Below are 12,480 nucleotides of genomic sequence, written 5' to 3' on the forward strand. Positions count from 1 at the left end.
TTAAATTGTAAAATCATACTTAGGTTTGTTCGGGACGGTTAGCACGGAGTCCCAGCGTCTCAGTCATCCTGATCAAATCCGCCAGCGATCGGGCCCGCATCTTTTTCATCACGTGTCCTCGGTAGATCTTGACCGTAATCTCGGCGAGCCCCAGCTCGGCGGCTATTTGCTTGTTCATCAAGCCGGTAGCGACCAGCTTCATGACCGCCTGCTCGCGCGGGCTTAGCGTCTCAAATAGGGACTTAAGGTTCGCGACGGTTTGCTCGGCCTCCCGTCTTTTGCGATCGCGTTCGGTCGCTGCGATCACAGCGTCCAGCAGTTCCTGGTCGCGAAACGGTTTGGTGAGAAAATCGACCGCTCCACCCTTCATGGCCCTGACGCTCATGGGAATGTCGCCATGGCCTGTAATGAAGATGATGGGAATATGAATGTTCGACTTGGCTAGCTCAGTCTGGAACTCAAGGCCGCTCAAGCCAGGCAGCCGGACATCAAGAACCAGGCAGCTAACGACGTCCGGAAGTTTGCTCTGCAGCATTTCTCGGGCCGATCCAAATGCAACGACGTCCAGGCCGACGGATTGAAAAAGGTTTGTAAGCGACCGACGCATCGAGACGTCATCTTCGACAATGAAGACAATCGCATTTGCCGATGCCTCTGCTCTGCTGCCTTCGCGCTGGGAGTTTGAGCGTTCGTTCACGACACCACCTCCTTGTGCAACGGCAGGTCAAACCGAAAGCTCGCTCCGGGCCCCTGCCTGTGGACGATAGAAAGACGCCCTCCGTGAGCTTCCACAATCGAGCGGCAGATCGAAAGGCCCATGCCAAGGCCGCTCGATTTTGTCGTGAAGAAGGGGTCTAACACCCGATCGACGTCATTCTCCGCGATGCCGACGCCACTATCAGTCACCACAAGCCGCACGTGTTCCGTATCGTCCCTAGATGACTGGATCAACAGTTCGCGCGTCCGGTCCGTAACTGCGTCCATAGCTTCGATCCCGTTCATCACCAGATTGATAATCACCTGCTGCAGCTGAATCCGGTCTCCGAGGACGGCGGGCAGCGCTGCCGTTAGCTCTGTTTTCAGTGTCACTTGGTGGCTAACCAGCTCACGATTCACCAGCGCAATGACGTCCTTAACGACGTCATTGATGTCGAGCGGCAGCATTTCGATCTCGCCCTTTTTTGCAAGAGCCCGAACGCGACGGATGACCTCGCTTGCCCGGATTGCGTCTTCGATTATCCATTCAACGGATGAGCGTGCGGCGGAAAGATCAGGAGTTTTGCGGCCCATCCAACCGAGGCACGCGTCGGCGTTGCTGATAATCGCGGCGAGTGGCTGGTTGATTTCGTGGGCGATGGAGGTGGTCAGCTCTCCCAACGTCGTCACGCGCGTCACATGCGCGAGCTCAGCCTGTGCCTTCCGCAGCTCTTGTTCGGCCTGATCTGCGCGGATAATAGCGGTGATGTCGGTGCTGACGCCACGGTAGCCAAGAAAATTGCCGCTTACGTCAAAAAATGGCTTACCGCTCGTCCGGACGTAGATCGGACATCCCATCCGGTTGACGGTGCGATAGACCAAATCACGAAATGGCAGATGTGCCTCCAGCCTTGCACGATGTTGCCGCCATTTCTCAGGTTCGTCTTCCAAGTCGCAAGCAATGTCCCAACGCGGCAGGCCCAGGAGGCCTGTGGCCAGGATTCCCGCAGCGCTGGTATGTTCCGATAAGTGAGTGACTTTATGGTCTGGCCCGGTCTCCCAGAGCCAGTCGGAAGCTGTTTCAGCGTAGTCGCGAAAGCGTTGCTCGCTTTCACGCAGCGCAGCAAGTGTGCTTTCCAGGCGTTCTCTGGCTGCGTATTGCTCAGTGACATCCATATGTGTCCCGATGAGCTCGGCGATATTGCCGTCGGAGCCAACCACGACATGGGCCACAGAATGTATGTGCCTCATCGAGCCATCCGGGAGCAAGATTCGAAAATCATATTCGAAGCGGTCTTGCTTGCCGTCTCTCGCAAGTCGCTGCACTTCCTGAAGCCGCGGCAGGTCGTCCGGATGGATCCGCGAACGAATAGTCTCTATGGACACGGTCTCTTGCGGGTCGAAGCCGAAGAGACGATTCACTTCGGCGGAGCGATACACAAAATCGAGTCCGTGCACGTCCCATGACCAACTGCCAGTATGACTGAGATGCTGGGCTTCGGCCAGATAGGCCTCGCTGCGGCGTAGCTGCTGCTCTACTTGCTTTGTAACTGTGATGTCCGTCGCTGCCCCGACAAACTCGAGTTCGCCAGAGGCAGTCGTCGTGGCCCGCGCCCGCGCGCGGATGTGCTTCACCGAGCCGTCCGGTAGCAGCAATCGGTACTCATGCTCGAACTCCTGTGGGTTTTGCATCGCTCGATCGATCGTCTGTTGGACGGAAGCTCGATCTTCCGGGTGCGTGCGCTCGACGACGAGTTGCGGGCTCGGTATCGTCTTCGGATCCAACTGGAAAATTCGAAAAAGCTCTTTTGACCAAAAAACCTCGCCGGTGGCGAAGTTCCAGCCGAAGCTGCCTGTGTGGCTCAACTCCTGCGCTTGAGCCAAATGGGCTTCGCTGCGCTGTAAGGCAAGCTCCGTCTGCCGTTTTTCGGTGATATCTTCGCAGGATATCAGGACAACCGACTTGTCATCGGCCCAAAGCATGGCTTTGGCATTTTCTCGCACCCACAGGACCGCGCCGTCTTTTCTGACTTTTTGGGCGTCCCAGGTCTGCGATTGACCGATATCTTCAAGGCATCTGCGAATGCATGTGCGCGCGAACTCGCGATCCTCCTCCAGAAAGAGCCTCAGAACGGATTGACCGATGAGTTCGGAGCGCGCATAGCCGAGGTGTGTCGCGCCGAACGTATTGACGTTGAGGATGGTACCGGCTTCGTCGACCATGACGTACATGGCCGGATTGTGCTCAAAGATTGCGCGCCACCGCTTTTCACGGTCCTTCAAATCGGCCGTGCTCCGCTGGAGCTCGGCCGCAGTCTCATGCGCAGCCTCTCTTTCCTGGCGGATCTTTCCAATCAGGTGCGTTCCGACAATCGAGACGGTAAAGAATGCGACAACCACCAGAAGAACTTGAGGGTCGTCGATCCGCGGACTGAACGCCGGCGGCGCAAAGTAGTACGCCAAAGCAGCGATAGCTAAGACCGAAAGCGCGGATGACGCGAGAAAGCTGCCGATCAATGAAAACAGCAATATAACCAGCAGATAGCCGAACGCCGTCGCAGCGAAATGTGTTTGAAGGTACAAGGAAGCTAGCGTCACCACCGCCAGCGTTATGCTGCCGAAAGTAAACTGCGTGGCAGAACGTTTGAAGTTATTGATCTGGTTATACATTCTTGGACCGTCCGGCCTTTCTCCGGCGGGAGAGTTATAACATTTTAGGCAAAAATGGGGCAATCCTTTCCGCTCCACGCTCAAGAGCGGTTCCGGGTAAATTGCTTACAGCTCAGCACGTGCCGAAGAAAGGCGCATTACAAACGTAGGTATAGTTGTTCTAAACCTTTCCGAACGGCGCGCCGACGTGCGTACAATCGAGGCTCAGATGTCTGTTTTCCTTCATTGTGATAGCCCGCTGGGAGGCACGCGCGGCTGTGGGGGCCGCGGCCGGGCACAACTGATGCCGCCGAGGGAGGTCTAACGACGGGGCTGCTGCTACCGCGGGGCCGTCAAGACGCTGACGCTGAAACAATAAACGCCCGTCGTTAAATCTCTAAAGCGCCGATAGCCAGTGGAGCACCGTGACGTTTGCTCTATGCGATCCATCTCGACCGGGTGAAGGTGCCGATCTGGTTCACGAGCCATCACTGCCGCAGCATCGGTGGACGATGCCAGTTCGCTGGCCACGCACCAAGCCATTTCATGGATAGATCCAGTGCCTTTGCCCGTCGGGCCGGCCAGGTTCGGTCGCAATCGTGTTGTCTGCCCCGGCCGACCTTGCGCCGTCATCTGGATCGCGTTGAGGCGCGACACCGAGTCGTGGTACGACCCGCAGATTCCGCGAGAAGAACTCCGGCTCGCAGTTCATTCGGCTGTGCCGATTTGAACTGCGAAAAATTCGGAGTTGGCTACGCTCAGTTCGAGCGTGCCTTGAAATCACGGACAGGACCTGGAGCCTATATCCTTGAGCTTCGTGTATCGGCACCGGCGGTGGGCTGCTCGAGCCGGGTATGTAGCGTCGCGTCGTCGAGCTCGCCTTCCCACCAGGACACGAACACAGCGGCGATGCCATTGCCAGTGATGTTGGTAAGGGCTCGCACCTCGCTCATGAACTTGTCGATCGAAAATACGATCGCCATGCCCGGCACCAATGCCGGGTTGACCACCGACAATGTCGCGGCGAGTGTAATGAAGCCTGCGCCGGTGACACCGCTTGCTCCCTTCGAGGTCAGCATTGCCACAAGCAAGATCGTGAGCTGCTGGCCAAAGGTCAGATCGACCCCGAGTGCTTGGGCAATGAACAATGTCGCAAGCGTCATATAAATGTTGGTGCCGTCGAGGTTGAACGAGTAGCCGGTTGGCACCACGAGGCCGACCACGGGCTTTGAGCAGCCCAGCCGCTCGAGCTTCTCCATCAATTGCGGCAGCGCGCTTTCCGAGGACGAGGTGCCAAGCACGATCAGAAGCTCGTCCTTGATATAGATAATGAACTTGAAGATCGAGAAGCCGACGATTCGCGCGATCAGGCCGAGCACGACAACCACAAATATTGCGGCCGTCGCATAGAATAGTACGATCAGTCCGATCAGATTACCGAGGGCCGCCGGCCCGAACTTGCCGATTGTGAAGGCCATCGCGCCGAACGCGCCGATCGGGGCGGCTTTCATGATGATGGCGATCACGCCGAACACTGCATGCGCGACGTCGTCAATCATGCCGCGCAGTCGTTCTCCACGCTCCCCTAGCGCCATTAGCGAAAAGCCAAACAGGATCGCGAACAGGAGCACTTGCAGAACATCGCCGCGGGCGAGGGCGCCGACCACAGTATCGGGAATGATATTGAGAAAAAAATCGACGGTCTTCGAGGCTTCCGCCTGCTTGACATAGTTGGCGACCGCCGCAGCGTCCGGTTTGACCGCAAGACCATGGCCGATTTGGACCAGATTGCCCATGACAAGGCCCAACACCAAGGCAAAGCTCGATACGATCTCGAAATAGACCAGCGCTTTAACGCCGACGCGCCCGACTTTCTTTGCATCCTGGATATGTGCGATCCCGGATGCGACGGTGCAGAAGATGATCGGTGCGATCACCATCTTGATCAGCTTGATGAAGCCGTCACCGAGCGCCTTGACCCAGTCGTTAGTCGCGACCGACGGCCATAGCCAGCCGACGATGGCGCCAATCACGATCGCGATCAACACCTGAACGTAGAGAATTTTATACCAAGTCTGCGACGCGCGCGCGGGCGCCGCAGTTGCCATGGTGGTCATGACGCTTCCTTCCCGAATACACTCGAATGCGAGCCGTTGCGTCGTTGAGAGGCGACGGCATCATACGAGGCTGTCATTTTAGCCGTGTCCGATTGAAGACGATTCCGGAAGCCGGCGCGTCATTCCAAAGGCAGGCGTTCAGTTACGTTATCTTTTTTCGTCAAGCAAGATCCGCACCAGAGCCAACCTGCAGTCGATCCAGTCGCCGTCGGATAAGCACCTGTCTTCTGACGAGGTCTTTGAATCTTCGAACGGCATTTGGGAGGTCGATCGCGAAGGCGTTGCTCAGCGTCATGCCGCATTTTGCTGGCAAGTGTCCCGAGGCACGTCTTGGCATAGAAATCCTAGAGTGATCAGTACTCTTCAATTGCGGGACTTGATGCAACAGTACGTTACATTGGTAAAATTGATTGTTTGGATCGTAGGCATCCAGGCGATGGAAGCGTACGACATCCAGCGGCTGGTCGATGTGAGGTCGTATCAGCATCGGCGCTCGCCGAGCCGATAGCGTTACGATGCGGTTCTCGACTCGAGCATTCTGCTCTGAACTCTTTGCTAGGCAGGACAAGACCAACTTATTCTTGCTGCGGATATAGTGGCGAGTTCGAATTGAGTTACGACAATCGTTGGCGTTGGATGTGCCCCGGTATTGTCCTGTAAAACCGATGGTTCGGCAGAATTTCTGCGCATCATCCCCATTGTGAAGGCGCCCGATCAGCTTGCCATGTCCATCCGTGAAGGGTGCGTGTTTGAAGCCGCGAGTGGCGATAGACCAAGGTCGTAGGCTGGACGGTCGCTAGATATGGACGGGCGCTAGATAGGAGTGAGCTTTGCCGCCACGAATAGCGCTTTCAACTTGGGGTGCCGAAAGTCGCTTCCTCGATATTCGGTATCCCTCCAGAGAGCGCGCTTCTCCATGATGATGGCGCGAAGTGCTGCCGTTCGCGGCCGGCCTCTCACCTGGAGCTCTCAAATGCCCGATTTGATGTCAGATCTATCCACGCGGTTCCTGCGTACGCCGGAGGCTGCGCGTTATCTTAGCCTATCCGGCCGCACGCTCGAAAAGCACCGCACGTATGGCACGGGGCCAGCGTATCGAAAGATCGGCGGTCGCGTCATCTACGCACTGGATGATTTGAGAGCATGGGCCGATCTCGGGACCAAGACGTCGACGTCTGATCCCGGCAAGGGAACTGTGCTGCCGGCCAAGAAGCGCCCAATCCGGCGTCCCTACGCAGGCCAGGAACCTCGCCGATAGCCGAGGCTGCGACAGTGCAGGGACGAGATGCAGCGGGTGTGCAGATGGCGAGCTTGGATTCATCCGATAGGTGGTTTGGTGCGTCGCAAAAAAACTCCACCGAAGCGGAGCACGATCGAGTAGTTTGATCAATTATGTATACAGAAATTCCATTTTAAGCCCCTGGGTTCGTCACTTTTTCGGCTCGTTTCGAATTGATGTATACAGTCAGTGTCCTTAAGCGAGGAATCGGCACCATGAGCCATTGCTTTCCGACGAACGTCTGGTACGCGGCCGCTTGGGACGCAGAGGTGAAGCAGGCGCTGTTGCCGCGCACGATCTGCGGCAAGCACATTGTGATGTATCGGCGCGCCAACGGGGAGGTGGCGGCACTGGAGGATGCCTGTTGGCATCGGTTGGTGCCGCTCTCAAAAGGGCGTCTTGAGGGCGACAGCGTCGTCTGCGGCTATCATGGGCTGAAATTCAACGCGCAGGGTCGCTGCACCTTCATGCCCTCGCAAGAGACGATCAACCCCTCCGCCTGTGTGCGTGCCTATCCTGTGGTCGAGCGCGATCGCTTCGTCTGGCTGTGGATGGGTGATCCTGCGCTGGCCGACCCGCGCTTGGTGCCGGATATGCACTGGAACGATGATCCCGCTTGGGCCGGTGATGGTGACACCATTCACCTGAAATGCGATTATCGTCTGGTTGTCGACAACCTCATGGACCTGACGCATGAAACTTTCGTGCACGGTGCCAGCATCGGCAATGACGCCATCGCGGAAGCGCCGTTTGACGTCACCCATGGTGAGAAGACCGCTACCGTAACGCGCTGGATGAAGGGGATTAGCGCCCCGCCGTTCTGGGCCAAGCAATTGCAAAAAACTGGTCCGGTGGACCGCTGGCAAATCATTCGTTTCGAGGCGCCGTGCACCATCAATATCGACGTCGGAGTGGCGCCCGCTGGAACTGGCGCGCCGGAAGGCAACCGATCGGCCGGCGTCAATGGTATTGTCCTCAACACCATTACGCCCGAAACGAAAACGAGCTGCCATTATTTCTGGGCCTTCGTGCGCAATTATCGCCTGAACGAACAGCGCCTGACCACCGAACTGCGGCAAGGCGTTTCTGGCATCTTCCGCGAGGACGAGGTCATTCTCGAGGCGCAGCAGCGCGCAATCGACGAAAATCCAGGCCGGGTCTTCTATAATCTCAACATCGATGCCGGCGCGATGTGGGCTCGCCGCTTGATAGATCGAATGATCGAGGCCGAGAATCCGTCGCAAGGTCGGCAGGCCGCGGAGTAGGGGCATGGTCGAGCGCGACAGCGATCGTTCCGTCTCGCAGACAGTACGCGCCCAGCTCAGCTTGCGCGACCTGATCCTTTCGGGTGACTTGCGGCCAGGCGAGCGGATCTCCGAGTTGCAGGCTGTGGAGACGACCGGCGCATCGCGCACCCCGGTGCGAATGGCGTTGGTTCGGCTGGAGGAGGAAGGACTTCTGGAAGCGATCCCTTCTGGCGGCTTCATGGTGAAGGCATTCTCCGAGCGAGATGTCCTGGATTCAATCGAACTGCGTGGTACGGTGGAGGGGTTGGCCGCGCGCTTTGCCGCCGAGCGCGGTGTTTCGTCGCGCGATCTTGAGCCTCTAAAAGGATGTCTTGACGAGATCGACGGCCTGGTGCGGCAGGATCCAATCTCCGTCGAGGCCTTTTCCTCCTACGTCGCGCTCAATGCGCGTTTTCACGCGCTATTGACCGAATTGTCGCGCAGTCCTCCCTTGATCCGGCAGGTCGATCGCGCGTCGGCGCTCCCATTCGCCTCGCCCAGCGGCTTTGTGATGACCCAATCGACACTGCCGGATGCGCGCCACACACTCTTGATTGCGCAAGATCAGCATCGCGTCGTGATTAATGCAATCGAAAATCGCGAAGGCGCACGGGCCGAGGCAATCATGCGCGAGCACGCCCGAGTAGCGGCGCGCAATCTGCGCCTGGTGCTCAGGAACAGGACGCATTCTGACCTGCTGCCAGGACTGGCCCTCATCAGGATGGCAGGCGATTAAAGGAAATCTCCATGCGGTTCATTGAAAGCTGGATACCCGCAACGCTCGTCGCGACGCGCGATCTGACACCTTCGATCCGCGAGTTCCTGATCAAACCCGAAAACTTTGATGGTGCGGCTTATCCGGTCGGCAGCCATATCAATATTGCCGTCACTATCGATGGCCGCCCGGAGACGCGGTCCTATTCCTTGGTCGGCGAAGCCGACCGAACCGGCTATCGTATTGCCGTGCGGCGCGCGGAGGACTCCCGCGGCGGCTCGCAGTACATGTGGTCACTCGCGCCGGGCGCCCGGCTGACCATCACATTGCCAGCCTCTTTGCTGCCGATTGACTGGGCGCGCCGGCACTACTGCCTGATCGCGGGCGGCATCGGCATTACGCCACTGATCGGGGCAGCTCAGGCGTTGGCGCGCCGCGATGCCGACTTCACTCTGCATTATGCTGTGACGTCTCGTGAGCAAGCCGTCTATTTGGATGTTCTCGCTCCCTTGCTGAACGAGCGGCTTATTGTCCATGCAGGTAACGAAGGACGCAGGCTCAATTTGGATGACTTGTTTGCTTCGCTGCCGCCCGACGCCTTGACCCTCTTGTGCGGTCCGATCCGGATGCTCGATGCCGCGCGCCGGGCCTGGACTGGTGTAGGACGCGCACTATCCGACCTACGCTACGAGACCTTCGGCTCGAGCGGCTCGCTGCCGACCGAGGGTTTTCGGGTGCGCCTTGCAGATCAGGCCATTGAGATCGAGATTCCGCGCGATCGCTCATTGCTGGACGTCCTCAATGAGGCCGGTTACGAGGTGATTTCGGATTGCCGGCGCTGCGAGTGCGGCGTCTGCGCCATCGATCTCGTCAAAATCGACGGTGAGCTTGACCACCGTGACGTTTTCTTCAGCGAGCAGCAAAAGGACGCGAACGAAAAGATCTGTGCATGTGTTTCTCGCGCCCGCGGCACGATCACCGTCGATATACTGCACCGGCCGGACGCGCTGTAGGTTCGTTGCAACTCCTTGCTTTTGGAGCAGATCGTTGCCTCAGAACTCGGCAACTAACGCATGCCCATGGTTTGCTCCGTTATCACAGGACAGTGAGCGCATGATTGCCGGATGGCGGTCCGCGGCCTGTCTTTCTCCTCGACAAGGCGAAAGTTGAGTACGGAATGAACTCCGAGAGTCGGTCGCGTCCATTCTCGCGGTGGGCCGTGACGGGGGGCTCTGCGCCTATACACGCTGGCCTTTAAGGGGAAGCTGACAACAACCAACACTTCAAAGCAGCATTCACGTCAGGAATTGCGTCGAGGCATTGCGGATGCGCGCATCTCGGGCGGCTACTCAGCCGTCTCGTTCAGCGCTCGCTGTCTGCTTGAGAACAAAGATGCCGGAAACCTGACAGCACGTTAGGTTCACCCCGCAATAGGGCTGGCAGCCATGCGCGTTTTTCTCACGCCGGACACAGAGCCCACCACATATCGCAAGCGGCACGGGGATTGCTGGATGGCGAGCTGAGGAGCGGCCGCCGTCAGGCCGGTCGAAGCTGCCCCGTCACAGGAGTTTCCGATGAGCCTTGCGACTCTGCTTTTGCTCGCAGAAACGACGCGATCGCTGCGCCGGTATGGCGACGTGCTCTCGCCGGTGGGCTGACGCACATGGATGCCCTTTCGCCAGAAATCTGGCAATCCGTTGCGCTCACGGTCGAGCTCGCCAGCGTGACGACAATGATTCTGCTGGTGATTGGCGCGCCGCTCGCGTGGTGGTTGGCACGGTCAAAAACGGTTTTGAGCGAGGCGGTGGCGACAATGGTCGCGCTGCCGCTTGTGCTGCCACCCACGGCGCTCGGTTTCTGCGTACTCGTCCTGCTCGGCCCGAACGGACCAGGGGGGCTTCTCGCCTCTTTCTGGGGCGAGCACACGCTCGCCTTTACCTTCGCGGGAATCGTGGTCGGATCAGTTCTCTCGGCGCTCCCTTTGGTGGTGCAGCCGATCCGTAGCGCCTTTGTTGCGATGGACAACCACCCGCAGGAAGTTGTGGCAAGTCAGCGCGCTTCTGCGTTGTTCGCCTTCATTACCGTCGGCCTGCCGCTGGCGCGGCTGGAGTTTCTCAAGGCTGGCCTGGTTGGCTTTGCTCATACGATCGGCACATTCGGTGTCGTGATGATGATCGGAGGCAACATTCCTGGGCGCACCAAGGTGTTGTCAGCCTATGTCATTGACTACGTCCAAGCATCGCGCTGGCGCGAGGCAGGTTGGGTTGCCGGCGGTATGGTAACGTTCGCCTTTGCGGTCATGTTCACTTTGACCCTCATCGACAAACGATGTGCCAGGAGAGGCACGTGAGGGGCAGGCGCACTAGGCCGGATCGAAGCATCTTCGGCGTACTGGCCAAGCTGGCCGGTCATAACCGCGCAGCAGTATTGCAAATCAGATCCGTCCATTCTTGACGAGGAACACAATGAATAAGCTCGTTGCAGCCGCGGCGGTCGCTGTCATCAGCTTCAATTCAGCGCACTCCGCGCCTTTGCCCGAAGCGAGCGCCGATGACGTCGGAGTTTCCAAGCAGCGCCTTGCCAAACTGGACGAGTTCTTTGCTGGCGAGATCGCAGCCAAGCGCGTGCCGGGCGCAGTGGTTGCAATCGCCAGAGACGGCAAGCTGATTCACTACAAGGCGTACGGGCAACTCGATCCTGAAAAAGGAACCTCGATGAGGCTCGATGCGATATTCGCGCTCGCGTCTATGACCAAACCGATGGTGGCGGTTGCTGGGCTTACCCTCATGGAACAAGGTCGCCTGCCTCTGCGGGCCAGACTTACGGATTACTATCCCGAATTTGCAAACATGAAAGTGGGAGTACCGCAGCCTGACGGTTCGCTAAAATTCGAAGCGCAGAGTTCCCCGATCTACGTCCACGACCTTTATCGCCACACATCAGGTCTCACCTATGGCACGCCGCCGGACAGCTCAGACCAAGTGGCGCGTCTCTATCCGGATTTCGCAGCGCCATCGGTCAAGGGCGATAAGAAGGCTTTCATCGAAGGCATTACCAAGCTGCCGTTGGCGCACCAACCGGGAACGGAATTCGAATACGGCTTCTCGACCGACGTGCTTGGTGCTGTCGTGGAAAAGGTTAGCGAGCAGCCATTAGGTGAGTATCTTTCCAGCAACCTGTGGAAACCGATCGGAATGCTGGATGCTACTTTCCATTTGTCGGGATCGCAACGCGAGCGCCTCGCGCGTCCATTTAAAGACGACCCACTGACGGGAAAGCCACAAGGCATCAAGCTACTCGAAAGTCCGACGCAGTTTGACTGCGGAGGAGCCTGTGCATTCGCGACGGTTGGTGATTACCTGCGCTTTGGGCAAATGCTGCTAAACGGCGGGGAGCTCGATGGGCAGCGCATTCTCGGTCCCAAGACGGTGCATCACATGATCTCCAACCACCTTGGGCCAGAGATCAAAAACAAGGTTGCTAATGTGGAGCCGCACCGTGCCGGCTTTGGGTTCGGGCTCGGCGTGGCTGTACGCATAAGCGAGGGTCTCTCGGCCGTTCCAGGCAATCCAGGTGAGTTCACCTGGACCGGCGCTTACGGAACACAATTTTTCTGTGATCCAAAGGAGCGCCTGGTCGTGGTGGTTGGAACGGCTGCGCCCGGAGAGATCCGCAAGTACTACCGCGAGCAAGTCCAGAATATCGTCTATGCCGGCATAGTTCGCTAGTTCGCTTGCC

9 protein-coding genes are annotated in these 12,480 nt (G+C 58.1%); 6 read left to right on the forward strand and 3 right to left on the reverse strand.

All coding sequences use genetic code 11. The features are described from left to right. Positions 1–19 precede the first annotated feature (19 nt). From E2I15_RS38205 to E2I15_RS38215, 3 genes are all read right to left on the reverse strand, one after another. Positions 20–697, reverse strand: coding sequence for a response regulator transcription factor (locus E2I15_RS38205; RefSeq protein WP_137482116.1), 678 nt, complete (start codon positions 695–697; stop codon positions 20–22). Further along, positions 694–3,366, reverse strand: coding sequence for a PAS domain S-box protein (locus tag E2I15_RS38210; protein WP_137482114.1), 2,673 nt, complete (start codon positions 3,364–3,366; stop codon positions 694–696). The genes E2I15_RS38205 and E2I15_RS38210 overlap by 4 nt, the downstream gene beginning before the upstream one ends. 779 nt (positions 3,367–4,145) lie before the next feature. Further along, complete coding sequence (locus E2I15_RS38215) at positions 4,146–5,462, reverse strand: dicarboxylate/amino acid:cation symporter (RefSeq protein ID WP_137482113.1); 1,317 nt, start codon at positions 5,460–5,462, stop codon at positions 4,146–4,148. A 973-nt stretch (positions 5,463–6,435) separates the two neighbouring features. Between E2I15_RS38215 and E2I15_RS39470 the strand changes: the two genes are divergently transcribed. From E2I15_RS39470 to E2I15_RS38245, 6 genes are all read left to right on the forward strand, one after another. Then, positions 6,436–6,720 carry a helix-turn-helix transcriptional regulator gene (locus E2I15_RS39470; protein ID WP_137482111.1) on the forward strand — a complete coding sequence of 95 codons (285 nt, stop codon included), beginning with the start codon at positions 6,436–6,438 and terminating at the stop codon, positions 6,718–6,720. Between the two features lie 236 nt (positions 6,721–6,956). Beyond that, positions 6,957–8,006, forward strand: coding sequence for an aromatic ring-hydroxylating dioxygenase subunit alpha (locus E2I15_RS38225; protein WP_137482109.1), 1,050 nt, complete (start codon positions 6,957–6,959; stop codon positions 8,004–8,006). Positions 8,007–8,010: 4 nt separating this feature from the next. Next, positions 8,011–8,763, forward strand: a complete 753-nt coding sequence (locus E2I15_RS38230) for a GntR family transcriptional regulator (RefSeq protein WP_137482107.1) — start codon at positions 8,011–8,013, stop codon at positions 8,761–8,763. 11 nt (positions 8,764–8,774) lie between these two features. Beyond that, positions 8,775–9,755: a PDR/VanB family oxidoreductase gene (locus tag E2I15_RS38235; RefSeq protein ID WP_137482105.1), complete on the forward strand. Its 981-nt coding sequence runs from the start codon at positions 8,775–8,777 to the stop codon at positions 9,753–9,755. A 650-nt stretch (positions 9,756–10,405) separates the two neighbouring features. Beyond that, complete coding sequence (locus E2I15_RS38240) at positions 10,406–11,092, forward strand: molybdate ABC transporter permease subunit (protein WP_170991692.1); 687 nt, start codon at positions 10,406–10,408, stop codon at positions 11,090–11,092. Positions 11,093–11,207: 115 nt separating this feature from the next. Beyond that, positions 11,208–12,470: a serine hydrolase domain-containing protein gene (locus E2I15_RS38245; protein ID WP_137482103.1), complete on the forward strand. Its 1,263-nt coding sequence runs from the start codon at positions 11,208–11,210 to the stop codon at positions 12,468–12,470. Positions 12,471–12,480 lie beyond the last annotated feature (10 nt).

Origin of the sequence: Bradyrhizobium sp. BR2003 (assembly GCF_009720285.1) — a bacterium.
Classification (GTDB): Bacteria; Pseudomonadota; Alphaproteobacteria; order Rhizobiales; family Xanthobacteraceae; genus Bradyrhizobium; species Bradyrhizobium elkanii.